Genomic DNA, 24,104 nt, shown 5'->3' with positions numbered 1-24,104 from the left:
ATGCGCTTAACATTCTGAAATCAAAAGAACAACCGACGACAGGAAGCGGATATGAACAGAATCGTGAACGCCCTGGGGGCCCTGGCCATGTGGGGAATCGCCGCAGTGTCGCAAGCGCAGGCCCCGTCACCTGCGGCCGTCCCCCGCCCGGAGGTGCAGGCAGGCTTCGTGAAATCGGTGCGCGGCGACGTTCAGTTGCTCGGCCCCGGTGGCGCAACCCGTGCGGCCAGCGCAGGCGATGCGCTCGCGCCGGTGGACCGGATCGTGACCGGACCCGTTTCTTCTGCTTCGGTGGTGCTGCGTGACGACACGACGCTGGTGGTCGGCCCCTCGTCCCGGCTCGACCTGAAGGAGTTCCATTTCAACGCCACCACGCACGAAGGCGGCATGCTCGTCTCGCTGCTGCGCGGCTCCATGCGAATGATCACCGGCCTGATCGGCAAGCGGAACCCCGAAGCGGTCCGGGTCGAGACGCAGACCGCGACCATCGGGATTCGCGGGACCGACTTCATCGTGCAGACCGACGCCCAGCAATGATGCGGTTCGGCGCGCGCAACGTCGTCCTTTCTTTCCTGCTGGCGGCCACCGTGCTGATCGTGGGGTGTTCGACGCCGCAGACCCGGGTGCTGCTGCTGCCCCAGGCGAACGGCCAGCCTTCGGCCGTCGTGGTGCGGATGAAGGACGCAGAACAGGTTCTTTCCGAGCCCTACCAGCGCGCAACCGCTTCGGGCGGCGCCTCGGGCGCCGTGGCTGTCGATCAGGCCGACCCCGCCAAGGTGCAGGCCCAGTACAAGCCGCTCTTCGAGATGCGGCCACCCCCGGCGCAGCACTACACGGTGTACTTCGAGCTCGGGGGCACCACGCTCACGGCCGACTCGCAGCACGTCATCAACCAAGCGCTGATCGCGGCCCAGACCCGCAGCGGAAGCGATATCGTGGTGACCGGGCACACCGACACCACCGGGCCGCTCGAACAGAACGACCTGCTCTCCCGGCGCCGTGCCCAGGAAGTGGCGCAGCTCTTCATCGAAAAGCAGTTTCCGCCCGCGCGCATCGAGGCCGTGGGCCGCGGTGAACGGCAGCTCGCCGTTCCCACGCCCGACGAGACGCACGAACTGCGCAACCGGCGCGTGACGATCGAGGTTCGTTAGGAGAGGGTCACCCGCGCGAACTTGCGCTTGCCGACCTGCACGACGTAGCTGCCCGCGGGCAGCTTCAGCGCCTTGTCGCTGACCACCACCGAATCGACCCGCACGCCGCCCCCGTCGACCAGCCGGTTGCCTTCAGAGGTCGAAGGCGCGAGCCCCGCCTGCTTGAGCAGTTGCGCAATGCCGAGCGGCGCGCCCGAAAGGGCCACCTCGGGAATGTCGTCGGGCACACCGCCCTTGCTGCGGTTGATGAAATCCTGTTCCGCCGCGTCGGCTGCCGCCGCGCTGTGGAAGCGCGTGGTGATTTCCTTGGCCAGCGCCACCTTGGCCTCCTTGGGATTGCGCCCGGCCGCGACCTCGGCCTTGAGCGCCGCGATCTGCGCCAGCGACTGGAAGCTCAGCAGGAGGTACCAACGCCACATCAGGTCATCGGAGATCGACAGCACCTTGGCGAACATGGTGTTGGCGTTTTCGCTGATACCGATGTAGTTGTTCTTGCTCTTGGACATCTTCTCGACGCCATCGAGCCCCTCCAGCAGCGGCATAGTAAGTATGCACTGCGGCTCCTGGCCGTATTCCTGCTGGAGATGCCTGCCGACCAGCAGGTTGAATTTCTGGTCGGTGCCACCGAGCTCGAGGTCGCTCTTCAGCGCGACCGAGTCGTAGCCCTGCATCAGCGGGTAGAGGAACTCGTGCACCGAGATCGACTGGCCGGCCTTGAAGCGCTTGTTGAAGTCGTCGCGCTCCATCATGCGCGCCACGGTGTACTTGGCCGCGAGCTGGATCATGCCGCGGGCGCCGAGCGGGTCGCTCCATTCGGAGTTGTAGCGGATCTCGGTCTTCTCGGGGTCCAGGACCAGGCTGGCCTGCTTGTAGTATGTCTGGGCGTTGGCCTCGATCTGCTCTCGGGTCAGCGGGGGCCGCGTGCTGTTGCGGCCGGACGGGTCACCGATGGCGGTCGTGAAATCCCCGATCAGGAAGATCACCCGATGGCCCAGGTCCTGGAGCTGGCGCATCTTGTTGAGCACCACCGTGTGGCCGACGTGGATGTCCGGGGCGGTCGGGTCCATGCCCAGCTTGATGCGCAGCGGGGTCCCCGTGGCCTCCGAGCGCTGCAGCTTGCGCACCCACTCGTCTTGCGGCAACAACTCGTCAGTGCCCCGGAGGGAGATTTCGAGCGCTCGTCTTACACCATCAGAGAGGTCGGCGGATGTAACAGATTCGGCTTTCATAGGCTTTTTTCGCTGGTTTTCTGGCTGCCGAAGCTATACTCAGCCCGACTTACAAGCGCCGAATTCTAAGCGGCGCTGCTTTCCGCACCGTCCTGCCGCCCTGTCCGCCCTGGGCTTCTGCAGCACGGATTTGCAGAACCTGAGCTGGAATTCACAGTTTGATCAAAGGCATTCTTGCCGCCGAGGAGCTCCTGGCTTCTCGCGTGGCCTATACGTTCCGGACCTACCCCAAGCAGATCACCGCGGCCATTGCGGCGGCTTTGCTGAGCGCCGGAACCCTGGCGGTGGCCTCCCTCGGCCCCGACGCATCCGACCTTCCCGTGCAGCAAGTGCTCGAGGCGGTCTCGCCCCTGTCCTTCGCGGAACAGAGCGAGTCGCTCGAGAGCTTCAGCTTCACGCTGTTTCGCACCGACGTCACGCGCTCGAGCGACACGGCCGAGGCGCTGCTGAAGCGGCTGGGCATTTCCGACCCGGCCGCCGCCGCGTTCGTTCGCAGCAGCGGCGATGCGCGCAAGGCCCTCTTCGCCCGCGCCGGACGCACCGTCACGGCCGAGGCCACGCAGGAAAACCAGCTCCAGAAGCTCAGCGCGCGCTGGATTCCCGATGGTGACGGCAGCTTCAAGCGCTTCGTCATCGAGCGCACGCCCTCCGGCTTCGTCGCGCTCACCGAAAACGACGAGCTGACCCCGGGCTCGCGCCTCGCGAGCGGCACGATCCGCTCCTCGCTGTTCGCGGCCACCGACGACGCGCGCATTCCCGACAACGTGGCAACCCAGCTGGCCGACATCTTCGCCGGCGACGTCGACGTGCGCGCGCTGCGCAAGGGCGACCGCTTTGCCGTGGTCTACGAGACCTTCGAAGCCGACGGTCAGGCGCTGCGCAGCGGCCGCGTGCTCTCGGCCGAGTTCGAGAACAACGGCAAGATCCACCAGGCCGTCTGGTTCCAGCCCCCGGGTCAGAAGGGCAGCTACTACCGCCCGAACGGCGACAGCCTGCGCAAGGCCTATCTGAGCTCGCCGGTCGAGTTCACGCGGGTGTCGAGCGGCTTTGCGATGCGCATGCATCCGATCCTGAACAGCTGGCGCCAGCACAACGGCGTCGACTACGCCGCCCCGACCGGCACCGCGGTGCGCAGCGTCGGCGACGGCATGGTCGATTTCGCGGGAACGCAGAGCGGCTACGGCAACATCGTCATCATCAAGCACCGCAACAACCAGCAGACGGCCTACGCCCACCTGAGCCGGATCGAGGTCAAGACCGGCGAGAGCATCAGCCAGGGCCAGAAGATCGGCGCCGTGGGCTCCACCGGCTGGGCGACGGGCCCCCATCTGCATTTCGAGTTCCGCGTGAACGGCGAATACCAGAACCCTGCGTCGATCGCCCAGGAAGGCGGCGCGCCGATCACCGCCGCCATGCGTCCGGCATTCGAGCGCGTGGCCGTCGGTGCCCGCACCGAACTGGCCGCCGCGTTCTCGGTCATCCAGGCCAGCGCCGACTGAGCGGCGGCGCCTACTAGGCTGCGGCGCCACGCCCGCCGGAGTTTCGCAGCAAGACATGCCTGCCGAGCTGTTCATCGGCCTGATGTCGGGCACGTCGCTCGACGGGGTCGACGGCGTGCTGGCCGATTTCTCGAACGACGGCATCGCCGTGCGGGCCTACGCCACGGCCCCTTTTAATGCCGCGTTGCGTGCCGAACTGATGGCGCTCAACACCCCCGGTGACAACGAACTCCATCGCGCCGCGCTCGCCGGCAGCGGCCTGGCGCGCATTTACGCCGAAGTCGTCGACCGGCTGCTCGCGGACAGCGCAACGCCCGCCAGCGCCGTCGTTGCTGTCGGTGCCCACGGACAGACCGTGCGCCACCGGCCGACCGAGTTCGATGGCGTCGGCTACACGCTGCAGATCAACAACCCCTCGCTTCTGGCCGAGCTGACCGGCATCGACGTGGTCGCGGACTTTCGCAGCCGCGACCTCGCGGCCGGCGGGCAAGGCGCGCCCCTTGTGCCGGCGTTCCACCGCGCGCTGTTCGGTCGCGCCGGCGAAGCGGTCGCAGTGCTCAACATCGGCGGCATCTCGAACCTGAGCCTGCTGCCGGCGAGCCGTGCGGCAGCGGCCGGCCCTGCGGTGCTCGGCTTCGATTGCGGCCCCGGCAATGCCCTGATGGACCACTGGTGCCAGCGCCATACCGGCGAGGCTTTCGATCGCGCCGGCCACTGGGCGGCGAGCGGACGGCTGCTGCCGGACTTGCTCGCACGCCTGCAATCGGACCCTTATTTCGCCAAGCCGCCGCCCAAGAGCACCGGCCGCGACCTGTTCAACCCCACCTGGCTCGCCGCGGCCCTCGGCGATGCCGCCGCGGACGCCGCCCCGGCCGACGTGCAGGCCACGCTCGCGGCGTTCACCGCGAGCGCCTGCGCCGCCGACCTGCTTCGCCACGCCAGTGGCACCAGATTGCTGATCGTCTGCGGCGGCGGCGCGTTGAACGATCATCTGCTGGCCCGGCTGCGCGGCCTGCTGCCGGCGGTGACGATCGACACCTCCGCGGCGCACGGCCTGCCGCCGCTGCAGGTCGAAGCCGCGGCTTTCGCCTGGCTCGCGCGCTGCACGCTGCGGCGGGAGCCCGGCAACCTGGCGAGCGTGACCGGCGCGCGCGGCCCGCGCGTGCTCGGCGCGGTCTATCCGGCGGCCTGAGCCGCGCGGGCACTCAGCCCCGGCCTGACACAGGCCGCGCAGCAAAAAGCCGCCCGAAGGCGGCTTCGAAAGGCGGCGGAAGGCCGATCAGGCCGAGAAACTCGAGCCGCAGCCGCAGGTGCTGGTGGCGTTCGGATTCTTGATCACGAACTGGGCGCCCTGCAGGTCTTCCTTGTAGTCGATCTCGGCGCCGAGCAGGTACTGGTAGCTCATGGCGTCGATCAACAGCGACACGCCGTTCTTGGTCATGGTCGTGTCGTCTTCGTTGGTGATTTCATCGAAGGTGAAACCGTACTGGAAGCCCGAGCAGCCTCCACCCTGCACGAACACGCGCAGCTTGAGCTCGGGATTGCCCTCTTCGGCGATCAGGTCGGCCACCTTGGCGGCCGCGCTGTCGGTGAAGACGATCGGCTCGGGCATTTGGGTCTGGATGTTTTCGGCAACAGCGCTCATGGGGGTAACTCCTTGGGGGCCGTACATGCGGCCAATGAACCAATGCTACTGCAATGCCGCATTCCTGGGTGGACGGCGGCACCGAGCACCCATTGGAAGTGGGGTCGAACGCCGCCGGACCAAGGCGCGGTAGAAAAAGAAAAGCCGCCCGGAGGCGGCTCGTTCTTGTTCGCAGCGAACAGAATCAGCGCTTGCTGAACTGCTTGCGGCGGCGTGCAGAGTGCAGGCCGACCTTCTTACGCTCGACTTCACGTGCATCGCGCGTGACGTAGCCGGCCTGGCTCAGCACCGGCTTGAGGCTTGCGTCGTAGTCGATCAGCGCACGGGTGATGCCGTGGCGCGTGGCGCCGGCCTGGCCCGATTCGCCGCCGCCCGCCACGTTGACCATGACGTCGAACGCTTCGGTGTTGTTGGTCAGCACCAGGGGCTGCTTGGCAATCATGATCGAGGTTTCGCGGCCGAAGAACTCTTGGATGTCCTTGCCGTTGACCGTGATCTTGCCGGTGCCCTTCTTCAGAAACACACGGGCGACGCTCGATTTGCGACGGCCGGTGCCATTGTTCCATTCACCAATCATTCTCAAGGCTCCTTACAGTTCCAGCACTTTGGGCTGTTGGGCGGTATGCGGGTGCTCTGCACCACCGTACACCTTGAGTTTCTTGATCATCGCGTAGCCAAGCGGACCCTTGGGCAGCATGCCCTTGACGGCCTTTTCCAGGGCGCGGCCCGGGAATTTGGATTGCATGTCGCGGAAGTTGGTGGCACTGATGCCGCCCGGGTAGCCCGAGTGACGGTAGTACACCTTGTCGATGGACTTGGCGCCGGTGACGCGCAGTTGCGCGGCGTTGATGATGACGATGAAGTCACCGGTATCGACGTGAGGCGTGTAAATGGCCTTGTGTTTGCCGCGCAAACGGAGAGCAACTTCGCTGGCTACTCGTCCGAGGACCTTGTCGGTCGCGTCAATCACAAACCACTCGTGCGTCACGTCAGCGGGCTTGGCGCTGAACGTTTTGGTCATGAGTTTTCTCTTGAAAAGAGGGTTTGGCGAGCCCTTTTCCACGGTCGGCGTTCCTCTGATGGGAATCTCTTAGGTGGGTTGCACAATGCCCGCAGAGCGGAGAATGCGCCTTCGCCGCGGGACTGCTGAAACGCTGCGAAGCCTGCCATTATACGAAGAACCGGCCAATGCGGGCAAATACCTGCCCTGCGACCGCCTTGCCGTTACCATCGACCCATGTTCAGTTACCGCCACGCCTTCCATGCCGGCAACCACGCCGACGTGCTCAAGCACACGGTGCTGATTGCCACGCTCGAGCACCTGCTCGAGAAAGAGACCGCGCTCACCGTGGTCGACACCCATGCCGGCGCCGGCCTGTACCGGCTCGACGGCGACTATGCCGGCACCAGCGGCGAGGCGGCCGAAGGCATCCTGCGGCTGGTGCCGAACGACAAGCCGGCGGCCGCGCCTGCGGCGGAGGCCAAAAAGAAGCCGGCCGCCGCGGCCGAAGCCCCGCTCGCCGATGCGATCGCGCGCTACCTCGGCGTGATCCACGACTTCAACCCCAAGGGCGGCGCGCGCGTCTACCCCGGCTCGCCGTTCATCGTGCAGCACCTGCTGCGCGACCACGACCGGCTCAAGCTGTTCGAACTGCATCCGACCGATGCCCGCACGCTCGACGCCAACATCGCGCAGCTCGAGGCGGGCCGGCAGATCGCGGTGCTGCCCGAAGACGGCTTCGGCAGCGCCACCAAGTTCCTGCCGCCGCCGTCGCGCCGCGCGCTGGTGCTGATGGACCCGAGCTACGAGATGAAGACCGACTACGGTCGCGTGCTCGACTTCACGGCCGAGGCGCTCAAGCGCTTCGCGACGGGAACTTACGCGATCTGGTATCCGATCATTCCGCGCCCCGAGGCGCACGATCTGCCGCGCCGGCTCAAGACCCTGGCAACCAAGGCCGGCAAGCCGTGGCTGCACGCCACGCTCACGGTCAAGTCGAGCAAGCTGAGCGTCACGCCCACGGGCGAGACCCAACGTCCTGGGCTGCCTGCCAGCGGCATGTTCCTGATCAACCCGCCGTACACGCTGAAACCGCAGCTGGCCGCTGCCCTGCCGCAGCTCGCGGAACGGCTCGCGCAGGACCGAAACGCGGGGTTCTCGCTCGACGCGGGCGGCTGAGGCACCGCTCGCAGCCCCTTACGGGCGGCGGCGTTTCTGTGCGCTCACCTTGCGGCGCGCCGGCTTGGCCGGCGCTTCAGCATCGGTTCCTGGCGCCTGCGCCATCGTGGTCTCCCCCGGCTCCACAGCCTCGCCGCCGCAGCGCATGCCGTGCTGGTCGATGATGGTCAGCGCCACCTGCTTGATGCCGAGGCTGATCAGGTCGATGCGCTCGGCGGCCGCGCGGCTCAGGTCGATGATGCGTCCCTGGGTGAAGGGCCCGCGGTCGGTGATGCGCACCAGCACCTCGCTGCCATTGACGAGGCTGCGCACGCAGACGCGGGTGTTGAACGGCAGCGTCTTGTGCGCCGCCGTCATGGCGCCCATGTCGAAGAGTTCGCCGCTGGCCGTCTTGCGCCGATGGAACTGAATGCCGTACCACGAGGCTCCGCCGCGCTCGAAGATCTTGCGCGGCGCGCTGTCGCCCGGCACGCCGTCGTCCTCGGGCCCGTCCATCTCGGACACCGCCAGGTCGTACCGAACCGACGGCACGTTCGAGCGCGGCGCGGCGCCCGCCGGGACCGACAGCTTGCGCTGGAGCGGCAGCAGGCGGACTTCGCTTTCACTCTTTTCGCCCGTCGTTGCCGCGCCTTCTGTCGCAGGCGGCATGGCGCAGCCGGCCAGCGCGCAGGTCACGGCGACGAGCGCGACGCGCAACGGGTTTCCCGATCGCACGCCCCACGCCATCAGTCGAGGCGCTCCAGCACGGCCAGCGTCGCCGCCGACTGGTTCATCGTGTAGAAGTGCAGCGCCGGCGCGCCGGCATCGCGCAGGCGCGCGCAGAGTTCGGTCACCACATCGAGGCCGAAGGCCTTGATCGATGCGGTGTCGTCGCCGAAGCCTTGCAGCCGCAAGCGGATCCAGCGCGGGATCTCGGCGCCGCACGCATCGGAAAAACGCATGAGCTGCGTCGAGCTGGTGATCGGCATGATGCCGGGCACGATCGGCGTATCGAGACCGAACTTGCGCACGTCGTCGACGAAGCGGAAGTACGCCTCGGGGCTGAAGAAGTACTGCGTGATCGCCGAATCGGCGCCGGCCTTCACCTTGGCGGCGAAGGCTTGAAGGTCGGCTTCGGGCGAGCGCGCCTGCGGATGCACTTCGGGGTAGCAGGCCACCTCGATGTGGAAGTCGCGGCCGGTCTCCTCGCGGATGAAGGCCACGAGGTCGCTCGCGTACATGAACTCGCCGCCGACGCCGTAGCCGCTCGGCAGGTCGCCGCGCAGCGCCACGAGGCGCTTGACGCCCATGGCCTTGAGCTCGGCCAGCTGCTCGCGCACGGTGGCGCGCGTGGCGCCGATGCACGAGAAATGGCTGGCGGCGTCGACGCCTTCGGACAGGATCTCCTGCACCGCACCGAAGGTGCCCTGGTGCGTGGAGCCGCCGGCGCCGTAGGTCACCGAGCAGAACTCGGGCTTGCGCGCATAGAGCTGCTGGCGCACCGCGCGCAGCTTGACCGCGCCCTCGGGCGTCTTGGTCGGAAAGAATTCGAAACTCAGCGGAAGGCGCACAGGCGTCCCCTCAGGCGCCGTCCGCAGGGACGGCATGGATGAAAAACTCGCGGTTGCCGTCGCCACCGGCGATCGGGCTCTCGAACCACTGCACCACGCGCAGGCCGAGCGCCTCGCAGGCGTCGCGCAGGCGCTTCTCGACGATCTCGTACATCGCCGGATCGCGCACGATACCGCCCTTGCCGACCTGCCCGGGCTGCAGCTCGAACTGCGGCTTGACGAGCATCAGCAGGCGGCCGTCTGCGGCCAGGAACTGCACCACGGCCGGCAGCACCAGCGTGAGCGAGATGAAGGACAGGTCGCCGACGATCAGGTCGAAGCGCGGTTCGGCTGGCGCGTCGGTCTCTGCGGCGCCCTCTTCCTCATCCTCGCCCTTGTCCTGCAGGTCCTCCGCCGACAGCGCACGCGCATTGACACCCTCGATGGCGAGCACGCGCTCGTCCTCGCGCAGCTTCGCATGCAGCTGCCCGTGGCCGACATCGACGCCCACCACCCGGGCCGCGCCGCGCTGCAGCAGGCAGTCGGTAAAACCGCCGGTCGACTGGCCGACGTCGAGGCACAGCAGGCCGGCCGGGTCCACCCCGCTCACGGCCAGTGCGCCTTCGAGCTTGAGCCCGCCGCGCGAGACGTAGCGCGCCTCGGCCGCATCGTCGAGCGCGAGCTCGGCGGACTCCGGCACCTCGTCGCGGTTCTTCACGACGGTGCGCCATGCGTCGGCCGTGCCCGCATCGCGCCAGCGCATGCCGCCGGCAATGAGCCGCACGGCCTGCGAGCGCGAGGCGGCAAGGCCGCGTTCCACCAGCAGCTGGTCGGCGCGCATCAGTAGCGGTACGTGTCCGGCTTGTAGGGGCCGTTCTTGTCCACGCCGATGTAGGCGGCCTGCGCGTCGGTCAGCTCGGTGAGCATGGCGCCGACCTTCTTCAGGTGCAGGCGCGCGACCTTCTCGTCGAGGTGCTTGGGCAGCACGTAGACCTTGCCGGCCTGGTAGGCGTCGGGCTTGGTGAAGAGCTCGATCTGCGCGATGGTCTGGTTGGCGAACGACGACGACATCACGAAGCTCGGGTGGCCCGTGCCGCAGCCCAGGTTCACGAGCCGGCCCTTGGCCAAGAGGATGATCTTCTTGCCGTCGGGGAAGGTGATGTGGTCGACCTGCGGCTTGATCTCTTCCCACTCGTACTTCTCGATCGACGCGACATCGATTTCGTTGTCGAAGTGGCCGATGTTGCAGACGATGGCCTGGTCCTTCATCTTCACCATCGTGTCGTGCGTGATGACGTCCTTGTTGCCCGTGGTCGTCACGAATATGTCGGCCTTGTCGGCGGCATATTCCATGGTGACGACCTTGTAGCCTTCCATCGCGGCTTGCAGGGCGTTGATCGGGTCGATCTCGGTCACCCACACCTGGGCGCTCAGCGCGCGCAGTGCCTGGGCCGAGCCCTTGCCCACGTCGCCGTAGCCGGCCACGCAGGCGACCTTGCCGGCGATCATCACGTCGGTCGCGCGCTTGATGCCGTCGACCAGCGACTCGCGGCAGCCGTACAGGTTGTCGAACTTGCTCTTGGTGACCGAGTCGTTCACGTTGATGGCGCGGAACAGCAGCGTGCCCTTGGCGCTCATCTCGTTGAGGCGGTGCACGCCGGTGGTGGTTTCCTCGGTCACGCCGATGATCTCTGCCGACTTGCGCGTGTACCAGGTCGCATCGACCGCGAGCTTGGCCTTGATGGCCGCGTAGAGGATGCGCTCTTCCTCGCTGCCCGGGTTGGCGAGCACGCCGAGATCCTTCTCGGCGCGCTGGCCCAGGTGCATCAGCAGCGTGGCGTCGCCGCCGTCGTCGAGGATCATGTTCGGGCCTTCGCCCTTCGAGCCCTTGGGACCGAAGTCGAAGATCGCGTGGGTGTAGTCCCAGTAGTCCTTCAGCGACTCGCCCTTGATCGCGAACACCGGCGTGCCTGCGGCGGCGATCGCGGCGGCGGCATGGTCCTGCGTCGAGAAGATGTTGCACGAGGCCCAGCGCACCTCGGCACCGAGCGCCTGCAGCGTCTCGATCAGCACCGCGGTCTGGATCGTCATGTGCAGCGAGCCCGTGATGCGCGCACCCTTGAGCGGCTGCGCCTTCGAGAACTCCTCGCGGATGGCCATCAGGCCGGGCATTTCGGTTTCGGCGATCCTGATTTCCTTGCGGCCCCAGGCAGCGAGCGAGAGGTCGGCGATTGCCTGGTCGGCGGAGGAGACGGGGGTGGGCTTGAGAACAGCGCTCATGAGAACTCCAACAAAGCTGGTTTGAAAGATGCCACTGCGTTCGGGGAAAAAAGACTCACCGCGAGAACAGCGGATGAGCGTGGTTGCGATGTGGTCCGAGCCTCACGCCTGATGGCGCTGCAACGCTCCTCGGAATCGGGGATTGTAAGCGTGAGGCCTTCCGGGGCCAATCGGCGGGACTTCCCACATTGAGAAAAACGGGCAGCCGGCGTATCGTGGCGGCGGCACTTCGCCGCCCGGGCGGCCAAGCCTTTCTCTCTCTTCCTCACACGACGCAACAGGAGATGTCACCATGGCCACTGCCAGGAAAGCCGCCCCCCGCAAGACCACCGCGAGCAGCAACGCAAGCGCCACCGACACGAAGAAGACGCCCCCCGGCGCCGCGGAGATGTTCAACCCCCTCAAGGCCATGGCCGACCGCCTGCAGGACCTCGACCTCACGGGCGGTGCCGGCAAGGTGCTGGAAAGCAGCCGCAAGGACCTGCAGGCGCTGATGCAGGCCAACGAGAAGTCGTTCCAGGGCCTGCAGACGGTGGTGCAGCGGCAGACCGAGATGATCAAGCAGGCCATCGGCGAATGGCAGACCGCGGCCAAGGGCATGCCCGGCAAGGATGCGAAGGAGAATCTCGCCAAGCTCGACGAGCTCGGTCGGCAGTCGTTTCAGCGCGCGGTGGACGACATCCAGGAACTCGCCGGCCTCGCCGCCAAGTCGCAGGCCGACGCGTTCGAGGTTGTGCGCCAGCGCATCCAGGCCAACGTCGACGAAGTGACGCAGATGCTCAAGCGCAAGTAGGCGCTTGGGCGCCGCTCAGTCGATCAGCGCGCGCCGGACGTCTTCCTGGAGGCTGCGCAGGTGCTCGCGCATGGCCGTGCGGGCACTTTCAGCGTTGCGGGTGCGCAGCGCGCCCACGATCTCGCGGTGCTCGTCGTGGTTTTCGCTGTGGCGGTGCAGCGGGCTGTGAAGCCGGAACAGGCGCGCGTTGACCCGCAGCTCTTCCACCAGCCGCGGAAACACCACGTTGCCGCTGGCGTTGGCGATCAGCAGGTGGAAGCGGTCGTCGAAATGCCAGTGCTCCGTCTCGCTGTGCTCGCCCTCGCCCAGTGCGTGGATCTCGGCTTCGAGCGTTTCGATCTCGGCGTCGGTGATCTTGCCGACTGCAAGCGCGATGGCCTCGCATCGATCACCTCGCGTGCGCGCATGCAGTCGAAGTACTCCTTGGTGCCGAGCGCCCGCACCGCATACGAGCGCGCATCGCGCCGCACCAGCAGGCCTTCGCCCGCGAGCCGCACCAGCGCCTCGCGCATGGGCGTGCGCGAAATGCGCAGGTCTTCGGCCAGCCTGGCCTCCTGCAGTGGGCTGCCCGGAGAGATCTGGCGGTCGAGGATCAGCATGCGCAGCCGTTCGTAGGCCTGCTCCGCGAGGCTGGCGGAGCGCACCTCTGGCCGCCTCGGGCACCGCGCTGGCCGGCGCGGTCGAGTTGCACCTGACCTACGACGAGGAAACCGGCGGCATGACCGGCCCCGGCTGGATCCTGTCGAAAGGCCTGAGCCGGCCCGACTACGTGCTGTCGGCCGCCTTCTCGCACCACGTGGTGGTGGCGCACAACGGCTGCCTGCACCTCGAGGTGACGCTGCGCGGCACCTCGGCGCATGCCGCGCGGCCCGACACCGGCCATGACGCGATCGAAGCCGCGGCCACGCTGCTGCCCGCGCTCTACCGCTACCGCGACGGCCTCGCCGCACACCCCTCGCGCACGCCCGGCATCGGCCATCCCACGATGGTGGTCGGCCTGATCGAGGGCGGCATCAACACCAACGTGGTGGCCGACAAGCTGAGCCTGCGCATCGACCGCCGCATCGTTCCGGAGGAATCGCCCGAGGCCGTCGAGGCCGCGCTGCGTGAGGTGATCGAGGTCGCCTGCCGCGGCCTGCCCGGCATCTCGGTGGAGATCCGCCAGATCCTGCTGGCGCGGCCGTTCGCGCCCGCGCCTGGCGCCGACGCTTTTGCCGCGTTGGTGTGCCGCGAGGCCAGCGAGGTGATGGGCAAGCCGGTCACGCCGATCGGCGTGCCGCTCTACACCGACGCGCGCCTCTACAGCGAGGCCGGCATCCCGACCGTGATGTACGGCGCCGGCCCCGAGTCGCTGCTCGAGGCCAACGGCCACCGTGCCGACGAGCGCGTGCCGCTCGACGACCTGCGCCGCGCCACCTGCGTGGTCGCCAACGTTCTCCATCAACTGCTCGCGCGCTGAAGCACTGCGCAGGAACCCGCCATGATCGACATCAGCCACGTCAACAAGCACTACGGCGCCTTCCAGGTGCTGACCGACTGCACCACCCAGGTCCGCAAGGGCGAAGTGGTGGTGGTCTGCGGGCCTTCGGGCTCGGGCAAGTCCACGCTCATCAAATGCGTCAACGCGCTGGAGCCGTTCCAGAGCGGCAGCATCACCGTCGACGGCGTCTCGGTGGGCCACCCCAAGACCGACCTCAACAAGCTGCGCGCGCGCGTGGGCATGGTGTTCCAGCACTTCGAGCTCTTTCCGCACCTGTCGATCGAGGAGAACCTCTCGATCGCGCAGCAGAAGGTGCTGAAGCGCTCGGCCGGCGAGGCGCGCACCGCCACCATGGCGCTGCTCGAGCGCGTCGGCATGCGCGCCCATGCGCACAAATACCCCGGCCAGCTCTCCGGCGGCCAGCAGCAGCGCGTGGCCATTGCGCGCGCGCTTGCGATGAACCCGGTCGCGATGCTGTTCGACGAGCCCACCTCGGCGCTCGACCCGGAAATGGTCAACGAGGTGCTCGACGTCATGGTCGAGCTCGCGCGCGAGGGCATGACGATGATGTGCGTCACCCACGAGATGGGCTTCGCGCGCAAGGTCGCGCACCGCGTGATCTTCATGGACCAGGGCCACATCGTGGAGGACTGCCCGAAGGAGGAGTTCTTCGGCAACCCGGCGGCGCGGTCGGACCGGGCGCAGCAGTTCCTGTCGAAGATCCTGCAGCATTGAAGCGGGCGCTGCGCCGATGGCCTAAGGCGTCTTGCCGGCGGCCACCAGCTCGGCCAGAAGCTCAGCGAAAGGCCGGATGTCCCGGCCGACGCTCGCCGCCTCGAGCGCGGCCATGTAACGGGACCGTTGCGCCAGCGGAATGATGGCCCATGGATACCCGCCCGATGCCAGCATCGCATTCATGAGGAAGCGGCCCATGCGTCCATTGCCGTCGAAGTACGGATGGATGTTCACGAAGAAGAAGTGGCCGAGCACGACCCGCACCGAAGCTTCCGGCTCCTCGCGCAGGAGATCGAAGAAGGCGGGCATCAACGCCCGCACGGCTTCGCTGCGCGGCGGCACATGCATGGACTGGCGAATGAACACGGGCCCGCTGCGATAGCCCGCGAGATCCGCAGGCTTCAGGATGCCTGCCGCGACGCTGGGGCCGAACATCTCCCTGTACCAGGTGCCGTGGTCGGCTCGCGCGGCCTCCCCTGCGTTCAGCCCTTGCAGAATCCGGCCCAGCGTTTCCTTGATCTTCTGGAAGGCCTGCCAGTAGCCACGGGCCGCCAGTGCGTCCCGATGCGCGCGGTCTGCCGCGGTGTCGGGGTTCCAGCTGCCGGAACGCACGCGCTCGATCAGTTCGGCGCTGACCCGGTAGCCCTCGATGGAGAGGGAGTTGTAGGCGTCGGCCACGTAGACGTCTTCCACCTGGCGCAGATACGCCGCGGCGTCGACGGGCAGGCCGGGCGCACGCGGAAAGCGCTCCAGCACGGGCCCGCGCATTTCTGCCCAGGACATGCGCAGCCGGTTGACGGAGGGAGATGTTTCCCGCTGTCCGATCGCGACCGACGGGCGGTCGTTGAAGGGATCGGTTTCGTTGACGGTGTAGCCAGCCGTGCGCATCGTCGCGGTGATCGTCTCCGCAATCGGGTCGCGGCCGATGTTGCGGAAGGCGCCGGCGAGCCGTCCGGCGATGCTGCTGTGTCCCCCGTCGAGCAGGCGCGCCAGAACGTCGGAGGCATCGGCAATCATGGCGAGTGCTGCCCGCATCTCGACCGCGTGCGCCGCGAAGTGCCCGGGCGCGCAGGCCACCAGCGCCGTGGGCAGGCGCATGAGACGCAGGCCGTCCACCACCTCGATGTCTCGGGCAGCGGGAACTTCGAGGCGCAGGTCGAAGATCGACGTGTCGTGCAGCAGCCCGGTCGGCTTGTTGCCGCCGCGTGTCGCGCGCACGAGGAGCTGACGCGGCACGTCCCAGTTGCCGGTATGCAGCGCGACGGAATGCTCTGCGCCGAGGCACCAGTCCTCCCCGAACCGCTCCGTCAGGTAGGCTGCGCAGAAGGGCCAGAACGAGGCATACCAGTCGGTGCTCTCGCCGGCCGCGCCGTCAGGCCTGGCCGGGACATACCAGCCCTTCATCACTTCACGGATGAAGCCATTCCTGAGCAGGCGCTCCCGATGAACGCGCGTCAGGTCGGAGGCTCGAATGGCGACCGCCCGCGTGTCCTGTAGTGCCTTCAAGGCAGCGAGGGACTGGGCGAGCTTGTCTGCGGGCGTTGCCATTGTTAGGGAATTCTGCTTCGTGATAATTAGGTTTTATTGTTGCACGAATTCTAGGTTTTGATGTCAAGTAATTTTTAGGTTATTATGCTGCATTGCTCCCCTGGAGCAGCTTTGAAAACGCGCACAACTGTGTGCACACAGACAAGAGAGTGATCAATGGCTCACGGCCCATTCACTGATGAAGTCAGGCGCAGACGGACGTTTGCCATCATTTCCCACCCCGACGCCGGCAAGACCACGCTGACCGAGAAGCTGCTGCTGTTCTCGGGCGCGATCCAGATCGCCGGTTCGGTGAAGGCGCGCAAGGCCTCGCGCCACGCCACCTCCGACTGGATGGAAATCGAGAAGCAGCGCGGCATCTCGGTGGCCTCGTCGGTCATGCAGATGCTGTACCGCGACCACGTGATCAACCTGCTCGACACGCCCGGCCACAAGGACTTCTCCGAAGACACCTACCGCGTGCTCACGGCCGTCGACTCCGCGCTCATGGTGATCGACGCGGCCAACGGCGTGGAGGCGCAGACGCGGCGGCTGATCGAGGTCTGCCGCCAGCGCGACACGCCGATCATCACTTTCGTCAACAAGATGGACCGCGAGGTGCGCGAGCCGCTCGACATCCTCGACGAGGTGGAGCGCGAGCTCGGCATGCCCTGCGTGCCGATGACCTGGCCCGTGGGCCAGGGCAAGAGCTTCCGCGGCATCATGAACCTGCGCACGCAGGCGATGACGGTGTTCGAATCGGGCAGCGAGCGGCTGCCGCACGACTTCGAAACCATCCCTTTGAGTGAACGCGACACGCTCACCAAGCGCTTCGGCGCCGATTTCGAGTCGGCGATGGAAAGCATGGAGCTCGCCACCGGCGCCTCCCCCACCTGGGACCGCGAGGCTTTCCTGGCAGGCAAGCAGACACCGGTGTTCTTCGGCTCCGGCGTCAACAACTTCGGCGTGATGGAAGTGCTCGAGGCGCTGGTCGACCTCGCGCCCTCGCCGCAGTCGCGCACCAGCACCACGCTGGTCAACCGGCAGCCGGTCGTCAAGGAGATCCAGCCCGAGGACCGCGACTTCGCGGGCGTGGTCTTCAAGGTGCAGGCCAACATGGACGCCAACCACCGCGACCGCATCGCCTTCGTGCGCATGGCCTCGGGCAAGTACACGCCGGGCATGAAGCTCAAGGTGCAGCGCACCGCCAAGGAGCTGCGGCCGACCAGCGTCGTCACCTTCATGAGCCAGCGCCGCGAGGCGGTGGAAGAAGCCTACGCGGGCGACATCGTCGGCTTCACCACGCACGGCGGCGTGCAGCTCGGCGACACCATCACCGACGGCGCGTCGCTCCAGTTCACCGGCCTGCCGTTCTTCGCGCCCGAGCTCTTCATGACCGTGATCCTGAAGAACCCGCTGCGCACCAAGCAGCTGCAGCAGGGCCTGGCCCAGCTCGGCGAGGAAGGCGCGATCCAGGTGTTCCGCCCCGAGATCGGCGGACCGATGCTGCTCGGCGCCGTGGGCCAGCTGCAGTTCGAAGTGGTGCAGCACCGCCTGAAGGCCGAGTACGACGCCGACGTGCGGCTCGAAGGCTGCCAGTACACCGGCGCGCGCTGGATCACGGCCGACGCGCCGCCCGAGCTGCGCGAGTTCGTCAACGCGTACCCGCAGCGCATGGCGAAGGACGCGGCCGACACGCTGGCCTTCCTGTGCACCTCGCCCTACGACGTGCGGCTGGCGCAGGAGCGCTTTCCGAAGATCCACTTCCATCCGCTGCGCGAGCATGCGGGGTTGGCGCTGCAGAACGCCGGGTAGCCTGCTCTTTGTTCAGCTGCCGGTGGAAGCGTAGCGGCGCAGGCCCACGCGCCACGCGCCGAACGCCGCCGCAAGGAACACGAAGCCCGCGAGCGGCGAGACCCAGCCCAGCCACGGCGGCGCGCCGAGCGGATCGGGCTTGCCGAGGATCGCGAGCACCGGGTAGTAGGCGACGCAGGCCAGCGGCACGATGAAGGTCAGCACGCGGCGGAACCACTGCGCATAGAGCGCCAACGGATATTGCGCCGCCTGCACACCGCCATAGGTCAGCACGTTGGCGAGCTCCAGGCTTTCGACGGTCCAGAACGACAGCGTGCCCTGCAGCACGAGGATGCCGAGGAACAGCGCCACGCCGCCGGCCAGCGCAAACAGCGCCACCGCCACCGCATCGGGCGTCCAGCCGATGCCCGTCTGCGCGGTGCCGAGACCCAGCACCAGCACGCCCTGCAGCAGGCGTCCCAGGCGGCTGATGCGGAAGTCGTGGCCCATCAGTTGCAGCACCAGCGGCCGCGGGCGCAGCAGCAGCCGGTCGAAGGCGCCGGTGCGCAAGAACTCGGTGCCCAGCACGTCGAAGCCGCGCCCCAGCGCATCGGCCACGGCGAACATGCAGTTGACCAAGCCGTAGAACACGGCGACTTCGCCGAGGGTCCAGCCCTGCACGTCGCCGAAGCGGTGGAACAGCGCCCAGACCGCGACCACCTCGATGCCGGTCGCGAGGAACTGCCCCAGCGTCAGCATCAGCGCCGACGCCGGATAGCGGGCCTGCCCGGCGAGCGAGGCGCGCACGAGGCGCAGGAAGAGCGCGGTCGATCCCATCGCTTCAACGCCCCTCAGCCGCCCTGCACTTCAAGGCTGCGCATCGTGCGGTGCATCGCCCGGTGGCCGATCGCGACCACCGCCGCGATCCAGAAGCACTGCAGGCCGAGCGCGGCCAACGCCTGCGGCCCTTGCACCATACCGAAATACAGCCGCGCGGGAATGTCGACGATGCCCGCAAAGGGCTGCAGCAGCAATGCCAGCTGCCACGCATCGGGCAGCAGCGCCAGCGGCAGCAGGTTGCCCGAGAACACGATGACCACCGGTGCCGTCAGCGCATTGATGCCGCGTTCGTTGAGCGCCGCCGCTGCCGCGATGTTGAGCAGCATCACCATCGACGTCGACAGCAGCAGCGCCAGCACCGCCGACGCGAGGAACGCGGCCGCGGCGGCCAGGCTCGCGGGCGGCTGCCAGGCCCAGTTGTCAAACCCGGCCAGAGGCAGCGCGACGGCCGCGAAGGCGGCCATCAGCGCCACGCGCGGCAGCACGCGCGCGGCGATCCAGCCAGCGCTGCGCGCGAACCACAGCGCATAGGCATCGACCGGGCGCAACCGGTCATAGGCCACGGCGCCGGTGCGCACCGCCTGCGCCACTTCGGGGTCGCCGAGCCACGGCAGCAGCGCGAGCAGGCCCTGCGCGAGCCAGGTGTAGGTCACGGCCTGGGCCAGCGACATCGGCGAGCCTGCGACTGCCGCGCCGCCATAGAACGCAGCGAGCACCATCACCTTGATGCCGCCCCACCAGCACTGCGTGGCAAAGCCCGCGAGCGCGGCGGTGCGGTACTGCAGCATCTGCAGGAAGCGCGACGCAAAAGCGGCCGCGTAGGGACGCGCGCGGGTCCGGAGGTTCACGCTTCGGCCGCTCCGTGCATGGCATAGAAGCGCGCGATCACGGCCTCGATCGGCAGGCCCTCGAGGCGGATGTCTTCCACGGCATGCGCGGCCGCGATGCGCGAAATCAGCGCGGGCGCGGCGGTCTTGGCCGGATCGAAGTCGAGCACCAGCGTCTGGCCGTCGCGCGAATGCACCCGCGCGCCGTCCACTTGCGCGGGCAGTTCCGCACCTGGCGCGAAATCGACCACCAGGCGCCGCTCGGCCAGTACCTGCGCGCGCAGCGCCTCCACCGGGCTGTCGGCCAGCACGCGGCCATGGCCGATCACGATCACGCGCCGCGCCAGCGCCTCGATGTCGTGCATGTCGTGCGTGGTCAGGAGCACCGTGGTGCCGCGCTCGCGGTTGGCGCGGCGCACGAAGTCGCGCACCGCGAGCTTCGAGGGCGCGTCGAGGCCGATGGTGGGCTCGTCGAGGAACAGGATCTCGGGCTCGTGCAGCAGCGCCGCCGCGATCTCCGCGCGCATGCGCTGGCCGAGCGACAGCTGCCGCACCGGCTGGTCGAGCACGCGCTCGAGCTGCAGCAGTGCAACCAGTTCGTCGCGCGTGCGGCGGTAGCGCGCGGCGTCCACGCGGTAGATGTCGCGCAGCAGGTCGAAGCCGTCGCCCACGGGCAGGTCCCACCAGAGTTGGGTGCGCTGGCCGAACACCACGCCGATGCGCGCCACGTGGCGTTCGCGGTCGGCAAAAGGATCGCGCCCGTCGACCGTCACGCTGCCCCCGTCGGGCCGGAGGATGCCGGCGAGGATCTTGATGGTGGTCGACTTGCCCGCGCCGTTCGGTCCGATGAAGCCCAGCAGCTCTCCGCGCTCCAGCGAGAACGACACGCCCGAGAGCGCCTCGACCGTGCGGTACCGGCGCTGCACCAGCCCGCGCAACGCGCCCATCACGCCCGGGTCGCGCTCGGAGATGCGGTAGGTCTTGCGGAGTCGGTCGACGGCGATGTGGGACATGGAAGCAGGCGGCGCACCGCCCGATGGCGCTGCGGGGGCGGGATGCTACACCACGAAAGCGCCGTAGGATCACGGCTCCCCACCGATTCACCGCCATGCAACCGTCGCCTCCCCTGCCCCCTTCGCCCCATCACCTGCTGTCGCTCAGGCAGTGGCCGACCGCCGCGCGCGCCAACCTGATGGGCGTGTTCACCGACATCGACGACACGCTGACAACCGACGGTGCGATCACGCCCGACGCGCTGCAGGCGCTTGCCGACCTCAAGGCCGCCGGGCTGCACGTGGTGGCCATCACCGGCCGCCCCGTGGGCTGGAGCGAGCCCTTCGTCTCGGCCTGGCCCGTGGATTCGATCGTGGCCGAGAACGGCGCGGTGGCGCTGCTGCCGCTTCCGGGCGGCAAGCTGCAGAAGCGCTACCAGCAGGACGCGGCGACCCGCGCCGCCAACTTCGCGCGCATGCAGGCCGTGCTCGCACGCATCGAGCGCGAGATCCCCGGCGCCCGGCGCGCCACCGACTCGGCCGGCCGCGAGACCGACATCGCCATCGACCACAGCGAGTTCGTGCAGCTCGGCGACGACACCATCGCGCAGGTGGTCGCCCTGATGCGCAGCGAAGGGATGCACGCCACCGTGAGCAGCATCCACGTCAATGGCTGGTACGGCGACAACGACAAGCTCGAGGGCGCCCGCTGGATCACGCGCGAGCTCTGGGGCCGCACGCTCGACGACGAGATCGACCGCTGGGCCTACGTGGGCGATTCGACGAACGACCAGCTGATGTTCCGCAGCTTCGCGCACAGCATCGGCGTGGCGAACGTGGCGCGCTTCGTGCCGCAGCTGGAGCACCTGCCGCGCTATGTGACGCAGGGCGAGAGGGGGGCGGGGTTTGCGGAGGCGGTGCGGGCGGTGCTGGCCGCGCGCAACCAGCCGCCCGTTTCCTCTTCCAATTGATCTTCGGTTTCAACCCGTCAGCAGTGCGATGTACCGCTGATAGCTGAATCTGCGGTTCGTCTTTTGGCCGGTCAGCTCCGCCACGATGCCCAGATCTTCGAGCGTCTTCACGGCCGCAGTGGCCGTCGGAAAAGTGGTATCGAGCTTCTGGCGCACCCGCTCGATGGTGAAGCGCGGCATCAGGGGCAACAGCTCGAACAGACGGTACCCTCTCAGTCGCCGTCCGCAGGACCCCGTCTGCGCATGGATGAAAGCGTTCTTGAACGGCGGACCGGGGCACTAAAGCATTCTTTAATTGATCGGTCAGCCAGTAAAACGCCCCGCCGGAGCCGGCGCGACACCGAGGAAAAAGTCCTCAGGAATTTTCCCCAGCCTCAGTCTTCCACCAACGCCAGCACCCGCAGCGGACTCCCCGACCCGCCCTGGATCTTCAGCGGTGCCGACACGATCAGCGCGCCGGTCGGCGGCAGCTGGTCGAGGTTCCGGAGACATTGCAGCCCGTACTTGTTGGCGCCGTGCATCAGCGTGTGGCACGGATACGCGATCGGCCAGCCATAGGACTGGCCCGCATCGGTGTTGATGGTCTCGACGCCGAAGCCGTGCACCCGTCGCTCGCCGATCAGCCATTCGACAGCCTGCTGCGTGGGCCCCGGCGTGTGCGCGCCGTCCTCGCGCATATTGACGAAGGCCGCCGGGTCGCCGACGCGGCGGGACCAATCGGTGCGAAGAAGCACCCATGCGCCTTCGGGGATGTGGCCATGCCGCGATGCCCAGGCCTGCAGGAACGGGACATCGAGCAGCCAGTCGTCGTTCTGCGCCACCTCGGCGCTGGCGTCGATCACCACCGCGGGCGCGATGAAGGCGCCCGGCTCGATGGTGTCGACCGTGTTGTGCGGATGGTCCTTGCCGGTGATCCAGTGCGCGGGCGCATCAAAGTGGGTGCCGGTGTGCTCGCCGCACGAAAAGTTGTTCCAGTACCAGCCCGGTCCCGCCTCGTCGTAATGGGAGATACGCTCCATCTTGAAGCCTGCCACCTGGCCGAACTGCGGCGGCAGCTGCAGCGCGGGGAAATCCTCGCTCAGGGTGTGCGTGAGGTCGATGGTGCGGACCGAACGGTTGCCCATGGCCTGGGCGAGTTGCGTGAGAAGGCTCATCGAAGGATCCTTGGCAAGAACAGTGAACAAGAACAACAAATGGATCGCCTGACCGCCGCTTCAGGCGGAATCCGGCGCGCCTCGGCGCCGCCGCGCAGTCACCTCGAGCTCGACCTTCGCCTGCGCCACCGCGAGCGGGCAGCACACGGTGGTGTTGGCGGGACGGTTCGCGCCGAGCCGGCGGCGCAGCACCTGGCTGACGGCCACCACGTCGCCGCGGTCGGGCACGTAGACGCGCACGCGCAGCACGTCGCCGAGATCGGACTGCGCCTCGGCCAGCGCCGCTTCGATGGTGTCGAGTGCCAACTCGCATTGCGCTTCGGCCGAGTCCGGAAATTCGCCGCTCGCGAAGTCCTGCCCGATGGTGCCGGACACCATGATCCAGTCGCCGTCGACCACGGCGCGCGAATAGCCGGCGAGTTCCTCGTACGGCGATCCGCTCTGGATGAAACGGCGGCCGGTGCCGGGTTCGTCGATGCTTTTCATACCGGCTTGAATCCGGTCTCGCGGATCACGCGGCCCCAGTGCGCCGTGGCATCGACCACCCATTGCTGCACCTCGCGCGCGGGCGCGGCCATTACTTCGTTGCCCATGCGGGCCAGCTTCTCCTGCAGATCAGGCTGCGCGAGCACCGCCTTGACCGCGCCGTCGAACTGCAGCACGAATTCCTGCGGCAGCCCCTTCGGACCGAAGAAGGCCAGCCAGGGATTCTTGTCGACCCCCTTGAAGCCGAGCTCCAGAAAAGTGGGGATGTCCGGCGCGGTACGGCTGCGCTCAGTGCCGGAGCTGGCGAGGATGCGCACCTTGCCCGCGCGGTGGTGTTCGATCAGCTCGGTCATGGACGCGATGCCGATCGGCACCTGGCCGGCCAGCAGATCCTGCACCATCGGTGCGCCGCCCTTGTAAGGCACGGGGTTCACCGCCACGCCGAAGGAGCGGCCGACGATCTGGCCGATGAACTGCGGCACGCTGCCGGCAGCGGGGATGCCGTAGTTGGCCTCCTTCGGGTTGGCCTTCATCCAGGCGCCGAGTTCGGGCAGCGTCTTGACGCCGATGCGCGAGCTCACAGCGATCACGTTGTAGTAGGTGGCCACGCCGGCCATCGCGGTGAAGTCGGCCACGGGGTCGTAGCCCGCCGCGGCGATGGTGAGCGGCACGATCACCTGGGTGTGGTCGATCGACAGCATGATCGTGCCACCGTCGGGCGGTGCCGCCTTCAGCAGCTGCGCCGCGATCTGTCCGCCAGCGCCGGGCCGGTTTTCGACGATGAAGAGCTGCCCGTCCATGGCCTTGCCAAGGCGCTCGATCAGCGCACGCGCCACCACGTCGGTGGCGCCGCCAGGCGAGAAGCCCACGAGCACGCGGATGGGTCCGCCCGGGCGCTTCGCACGCGCCGGCAGCGGCGCCGACAACCAGGGCGCCAGCAGGGTGGCCGCGAGGGCCGGACCGAATGTTCGTCGTTGCATGATGTCTTCTCCA

At 67.8% G+C, this 24,104-nt stretch carries 27 protein-coding genes, 1 pseudogene and 1 riboswitch; of the genes and pseudogenes, 10 read left to right on the top strand and 18 right to left on the bottom strand.

The window, feature by feature from the left end:
• The first annotated feature begins 51 nt into the window (after positions 1-51).
• Together AC3A6J_RS23455 and AC3A6J_RS23450 are read left to right on the top strand one after the other, a co-directional pair.
• On the top strand, positions 52-537 hold the full coding sequence (locus AC3A6J_RS23455; protein ID WP_487862406.1) for a FecR family protein: 486 nt from the start codon (positions 52-54) through the stop codon (positions 535-537).
• Positions 534-1,151, top strand: a complete 618-nt coding sequence (locus AC3A6J_RS23450; protein WP_487862405.1) for an OmpA family protein — start codon at positions 534-536, stop codon at positions 1,149-1,151. Before AC3A6J_RS23455 ends, AC3A6J_RS23450 begins: the two co-directional genes overlap by 4 nt.
• On the opposite strand, the gene tyrS is transcribed toward AC3A6J_RS23450, so the two are convergent.
• Positions 1,148-2,380, bottom strand: a complete 1,233-nt coding sequence (tyrS, locus tag AC3A6J_RS23445; RefSeq protein WP_487862404.1) for a tyrosine--tRNA ligase — start codon at positions 2,378-2,380, stop codon at positions 1,148-1,150. The two genes, AC3A6J_RS23450 and tyrS, sit on opposite strands and share 4 nt — an antisense overlap.
• A gap of 158 nt (positions 2,381-2,538) precedes the next feature.
• Here tyrS and AC3A6J_RS23440 point away from each other — a divergent pair, with 158 nt between their 5' ends.
• Positions 2,539-3,879, top strand: a complete 1,341-nt coding sequence (locus AC3A6J_RS23440) for a peptidoglycan DD-metalloendopeptidase family protein (protein WP_487862403.1) — start codon at positions 2,539-2,541, stop codon at positions 3,877-3,879.
• Positions 3,880-3,934: 55 nt separating this feature from the next.
• Positions 3,935-5,071, top strand: coding sequence for an anhydro-N-acetylmuramic acid kinase (locus tag AC3A6J_RS23435; RefSeq protein ID WP_487862402.1), 1,137 nt, complete (start codon positions 3,935-3,937; stop codon positions 5,069-5,071).
• 87 nt (positions 5,072-5,158) lie between these two features.
• Here the strand turns inward: AC3A6J_RS23435 and erpA are convergent, their stop codons facing one another.
• The 3 genes from erpA to rplM form a co-directional block, all read right to left on the bottom strand.
• Positions 5,159-5,524 (bottom strand): iron-sulfur cluster insertion protein ErpA, encoded by a 366-nt coding sequence (gene erpA / locus AC3A6J_RS23430; RefSeq protein ID WP_487862401.1) that lies wholly within the window; start codon positions 5,522-5,524, stop codon positions 5,159-5,161.
• A 184-nt stretch (positions 5,525-5,708) separates the two neighbouring features.
• Entirely contained in the window at positions 5,709-6,101 is a 393-nt protein-coding gene (rpsI, locus tag AC3A6J_RS23425; RefSeq protein WP_021012545.1) for a 30S ribosomal protein S9, read from the bottom strand.
• A gap of 12 nt (positions 6,102-6,113) precedes the next feature.
• Positions 6,114-6,545 carry a 50S ribosomal protein L13 gene (rplM, locus tag AC3A6J_RS23420; protein WP_013543664.1) on the bottom strand — a complete coding sequence of 144 codons (432 nt, stop codon included), beginning with the start codon at positions 6,543-6,545 and terminating at the stop codon, positions 6,114-6,116.
• A 216-nt stretch (positions 6,546-6,761) separates the two neighbouring features.
• Between rplM and AC3A6J_RS23415 the strand changes: the two genes are divergently transcribed.
• Positions 6,762-7,703 (top strand): 23S rRNA (adenine(2030)-N(6))-methyltransferase RlmJ, encoded by a 942-nt coding sequence (locus tag AC3A6J_RS23415; protein ID WP_487862400.1) that lies wholly within the window; start codon positions 6,762-6,764, stop codon positions 7,701-7,703.
• Between the two features lie 18 nt (positions 7,704-7,721).
• Here the strand turns inward: AC3A6J_RS23415 and AC3A6J_RS23410 are convergent, their stop codons facing one another.
• The 4 genes from AC3A6J_RS23410 to ahcY are packed head-to-tail and all read right to left on the bottom strand — an operon-like array spanning position 7,722 to position 11,512.
• Positions 7,722-8,417, bottom strand: coding sequence for a septal ring lytic transglycosylase RlpA family protein (locus AC3A6J_RS23410; protein WP_487862399.1), 696 nt, complete (start codon positions 8,415-8,417; stop codon positions 7,722-7,724).
• 11 nt (positions 8,418-8,428) lie between these two features.
• Positions 8,429-9,253, bottom strand: coding sequence for a methylenetetrahydrofolate reductase [NAD(P)H] (gene metF / locus AC3A6J_RS23405; RefSeq protein ID WP_487862398.1), 825 nt, complete (start codon positions 9,251-9,253; stop codon positions 8,429-8,431).
• A 10-nt stretch (positions 9,254-9,263) separates the two neighbouring features.
• Positions 9,264-10,073: a TlyA family RNA methyltransferase gene (locus AC3A6J_RS23400; RefSeq protein ID WP_487862397.1), complete on the bottom strand. Its 810-nt coding sequence runs from the start codon at positions 10,071-10,073 to the stop codon at positions 9,264-9,266.
• Positions 10,073-11,512 (bottom strand): adenosylhomocysteinase, encoded by a 1,440-nt coding sequence (ahcY, locus tag AC3A6J_RS23395; protein WP_487862396.1) that lies wholly within the window; start codon positions 11,510-11,512, stop codon positions 10,073-10,075. The genes AC3A6J_RS23400 and ahcY overlap by 1 nt, the downstream gene beginning before the upstream one ends.
• Before the next feature lie 68 nt (positions 11,513-11,580).
• A riboswitch (S-adenosyl-L-homocysteine riboswitch) is annotated at positions 11,581-11,649 on the bottom strand.
• 155 nt (positions 11,650-11,804) lie between these two features.
• Between ahcY and phaP the strand changes: the two genes are divergently transcribed.
• Positions 11,805-12,305: a TIGR01841 family phasin gene (gene phaP / locus AC3A6J_RS23390; protein ID WP_487862395.1), complete on the top strand. Its 501-nt coding sequence runs from the start codon at positions 11,805-11,807 to the stop codon at positions 12,303-12,305.
• 15 nt (positions 12,306-12,320) lie between these two features.
• Here phaP and AC3A6J_RS23385 read toward each other — a convergent pair whose 3' ends face one another.
• Both AC3A6J_RS23385 and AC3A6J_RS23380 read right to left on the bottom strand, forming a co-directional pair.
• Positions 12,321-12,644 carry a FadR/GntR family transcriptional regulator gene (locus tag AC3A6J_RS23385; protein WP_487862449.1) on the bottom strand — a complete coding sequence of 108 codons (324 nt, stop codon included), beginning with the start codon at positions 12,642-12,644 and terminating at the stop codon, positions 12,321-12,323.
• The gene (locus AC3A6J_RS23380; protein WP_487862394.1) at positions 12,551-12,949 is read right to left on the bottom strand and encodes a GntR family transcriptional regulator; all 399 of its coding nucleotides are present in this window, start codon (positions 12,947-12,949) and stop codon (positions 12,551-12,553) included. The genes AC3A6J_RS23385 and AC3A6J_RS23380 overlap by 94 nt, the downstream gene beginning before the upstream one ends.
• A gap of 2 nt (positions 12,950-12,951) precedes the next feature.
• On the opposite strand from AC3A6J_RS23380, the pseudogene AC3A6J_RS23375 reads away from it, so the two are divergent.
• Both AC3A6J_RS23375 and AC3A6J_RS23370 read left to right on the top strand, forming a co-directional pair.
• Positions 12,952-13,764: pseudogene (locus AC3A6J_RS23375) on the top strand (M20/M25/M40 family metallo-hydrolase); the annotation flags it as partial.
• A 21-nt stretch (positions 13,765-13,785) separates the two neighbouring features.
• A complete protein-coding gene (locus AC3A6J_RS23370) occupies positions 13,786-14,520 on the top strand; it encodes an amino acid ABC transporter ATP-binding protein (protein ID WP_487862393.1) in 735 nt (244 codons plus the stop codon).
• 21 nt (positions 14,521-14,541) lie between these two features.
• On the opposite strand, the gene AC3A6J_RS23365 is transcribed toward AC3A6J_RS23370, so the two are convergent.
• Positions 14,542-16,068, bottom strand: coding sequence for a Fic family protein (locus AC3A6J_RS23365; protein WP_487862392.1), 1,527 nt, complete (start codon positions 16,066-16,068; stop codon positions 14,542-14,544).
• Between the two features lie 156 nt (positions 16,069-16,224).
• On the opposite strand from AC3A6J_RS23365, the gene AC3A6J_RS23360 reads away from it, so the two are divergent.
• Positions 16,225-17,862 carry a peptide chain release factor 3 gene (locus AC3A6J_RS23360; RefSeq protein WP_487862391.1) on the top strand — a complete coding sequence of 546 codons (1,638 nt, stop codon included), beginning with the start codon at positions 16,225-16,227 and terminating at the stop codon, positions 17,860-17,862.
• Between the two features lie 12 nt (positions 17,863-17,874).
• On the opposite strand, the gene AC3A6J_RS23355 is transcribed toward AC3A6J_RS23360, so the two are convergent.
• The 3 genes from AC3A6J_RS23355 to AC3A6J_RS23345 are packed head-to-tail and all read right to left on the bottom strand — an operon-like array spanning position 17,875 to position 20,521.
• Complete coding sequence (locus AC3A6J_RS23355) at positions 17,875-18,678, bottom strand: ABC transporter permease (RefSeq protein WP_487862390.1); 804 nt, start codon at positions 18,676-18,678, stop codon at positions 17,875-17,877.
• 14 nt (positions 18,679-18,692) lie between these two features.
• Positions 18,693-19,469 carry an ABC transporter permease gene (locus AC3A6J_RS23350; RefSeq protein WP_487862448.1) on the bottom strand — a complete coding sequence of 259 codons (777 nt, stop codon included), beginning with the start codon at positions 19,467-19,469 and terminating at the stop codon, positions 18,693-18,695.
• Between the two features lie 56 nt (positions 19,470-19,525).
• Positions 19,526-20,521, bottom strand: coding sequence for an ABC transporter ATP-binding protein (locus AC3A6J_RS23345; protein WP_487862389.1), 996 nt, complete (start codon positions 20,519-20,521; stop codon positions 19,526-19,528).
• A 95-nt stretch (positions 20,522-20,616) separates the two neighbouring features.
• Between AC3A6J_RS23345 and AC3A6J_RS23340 the strand changes: the two genes are divergently transcribed.
• Positions 20,617-21,471, top strand: a complete 855-nt coding sequence (locus tag AC3A6J_RS23340) for an HAD-IIB family hydrolase (protein WP_487862388.1) — start codon at positions 20,617-20,619, stop codon at positions 21,469-21,471.
• A gap of 9 nt (positions 21,472-21,480) precedes the next feature.
• Here the strand turns inward: AC3A6J_RS23340 and AC3A6J_RS23335 are convergent, their stop codons facing one another.
• The 4 genes from AC3A6J_RS23335 to AC3A6J_RS23320 all read right to left on the bottom strand — a co-directional run bounded on the left by AC3A6J_RS23335 (position 21,481) and on the right by AC3A6J_RS23320 (position 24,091).
• The gene (locus AC3A6J_RS23335) at positions 21,481-21,651 is read right to left on the bottom strand and encodes a hypothetical protein (protein ID WP_487862387.1); all 171 of its coding nucleotides are present in this window, start codon (positions 21,649-21,651) and stop codon (positions 21,481-21,483) included.
• Between the two features lie 194 nt (positions 21,652-21,845).
• Positions 21,846-22,625: a cyclase family protein gene (locus AC3A6J_RS23330; RefSeq protein WP_487862386.1), complete on the bottom strand. Its 780-nt coding sequence runs from the start codon at positions 22,623-22,625 to the stop codon at positions 21,846-21,848.
• A 60-nt stretch (positions 22,626-22,685) separates the two neighbouring features.
• Complete coding sequence (locus tag AC3A6J_RS23325) at positions 22,686-23,111, bottom strand: RidA family protein (RefSeq protein ID WP_487862385.1); 426 nt, start codon at positions 23,109-23,111, stop codon at positions 22,686-22,688.
• On the bottom strand, positions 23,108-24,091 hold the full coding sequence (locus tag AC3A6J_RS23320) for a Bug family tripartite tricarboxylate transporter substrate binding protein (RefSeq protein ID WP_487862384.1): 984 nt from the start codon (positions 24,089-24,091) through the stop codon (positions 23,108-23,110). Before AC3A6J_RS23320 ends, AC3A6J_RS23325 begins: the two co-directional genes overlap by 4 nt.
• Between the last annotated feature and the right edge of the window lie 13 nt (positions 24,092-24,104).

Source organism: Variovorax sp. Soil_C_39 (assembly GCF_057656815.1).
Note: the sequence above shows the minus strand (reverse complement) of the source record. Positions and strands in the feature narration are given on the sequence as shown.

Excerpts from the sequence above, each read along its gene's own strand:
- AC3A6J_RS23455 (WP_487862406.1), top strand. The coding sequence starts at position 52 with ATGAACAGAATCGTGAACGCCCTGGGGGCCCTGGCCATGTGGGGAATC.
- AC3A6J_RS23450 (WP_487862405.1), top strand. The coding sequence starts at position 534 with ATGATGCGGTTCGGCGCGCGCAACGTCGTCCTTTCTTTCCTGCTGGCG.
- tyrS (WP_487862404.1), bottom strand. The coding sequence starts at position 2,380 with ATGAAAGCCGAATCTGTTACATCCGCCGACCTCTCTGATGGTGTAAGA.
- AC3A6J_RS23435 (WP_487862402.1), top strand. The coding sequence starts at position 3,935 with ATGCCTGCCGAGCTGTTCATCGGCCTGATGTCGGGCACGTCGCTCGAC.
- erpA (WP_487862401.1), bottom strand. The coding sequence starts at position 5,524 with ATGAGCGCTGTTGCCGAAAACATCCAGACCCAAATGCCCGAGCCGATC.
- rpsI (WP_021012545.1), bottom strand. The coding sequence starts at position 6,101 with ATGATTGGTGAATGGAACAATGGCACCGGCCGTCGCAAATCGAGCGTC.
- rplM (WP_013543664.1), bottom strand. The coding sequence starts at position 6,545 with ATGACCAAAACGTTCAGCGCCAAGCCCGCTGACGTGACGCACGAGTGG.
- AC3A6J_RS23415 (WP_487862400.1), top strand. The coding sequence starts at position 6,762 with ATGTTCAGTTACCGCCACGCCTTCCATGCCGGCAACCACGCCGACGTG.
- AC3A6J_RS23400 (WP_487862397.1), bottom strand. The coding sequence starts at position 10,073 with ATGCGCGCCGACCAGCTGCTGGTGGAACGCGGCCTTGCCGCCTCGCGC.
- ahcY (WP_487862396.1), bottom strand. The coding sequence starts at position 11,512 with ATGAGCGCTGTTCTCAAGCCCACCCCCGTCTCCTCCGCCGACCAGGCA.
- phaP (WP_487862395.1), top strand. The coding sequence starts at position 11,805 with ATGGCCACTGCCAGGAAAGCCGCCCCCCGCAAGACCACCGCGAGCAGC.
- AC3A6J_RS23370 (WP_487862393.1), top strand. The coding sequence starts at position 13,786 with ATGATCGACATCAGCCACGTCAACAAGCACTACGGCGCCTTCCAGGTG.
- AC3A6J_RS23365 (WP_487862392.1), bottom strand. The coding sequence starts at position 16,068 with ATGGCAACGCCCGCAGACAAGCTCGCCCAGTCCCTCGCTGCCTTGAAG.
- AC3A6J_RS23360 (WP_487862391.1), top strand. The coding sequence starts at position 16,225 with ATGGCTCACGGCCCATTCACTGATGAAGTCAGGCGCAGACGGACGTTT.
- AC3A6J_RS23355 (WP_487862390.1), bottom strand. The coding sequence starts at position 18,678 with ATGGGATCGACCGCGCTCTTCCTGCGCCTCGTGCGCGCCTCGCTCGCC.
- AC3A6J_RS23350 (WP_487862448.1), bottom strand. The coding sequence starts at position 19,469 with ATGCTGCAGTACCGCACCGCCGCGCTCGCGGGCTTTGCCACGCAGTGC.
- AC3A6J_RS23345 (WP_487862389.1), bottom strand. The coding sequence starts at position 20,521 with ATGTCCCACATCGCCGTCGACCGACTCCGCAAGACCTACCGCATCTCC.
- AC3A6J_RS23340 (WP_487862388.1), top strand. The coding sequence starts at position 20,617 with ATGCAACCGTCGCCTCCCCTGCCCCCTTCGCCCCATCACCTGCTGTCG.
- AC3A6J_RS23335 (WP_487862387.1), bottom strand. The coding sequence starts at position 21,651 with ATGCCGCGCTTCACCATCGAGCGGGTGCGCCAGAAGCTCGATACCACT.
- AC3A6J_RS23330 (WP_487862386.1), bottom strand. The coding sequence starts at position 22,625 with ATGAGCCTTCTCACGCAACTCGCCCAGGCCATGGGCAACCGTTCGGTC.
- AC3A6J_RS23325 (WP_487862385.1), bottom strand. The coding sequence starts at position 23,111 with ATGAAAAGCATCGACGAACCCGGCACCGGCCGCCGTTTCATCCAGAGC.
- AC3A6J_RS23320 (WP_487862384.1), bottom strand. The coding sequence starts at position 24,091 with ATGCAACGACGAACATTCGGTCCGGCCCTCGCGGCCACCCTGCTGGCG.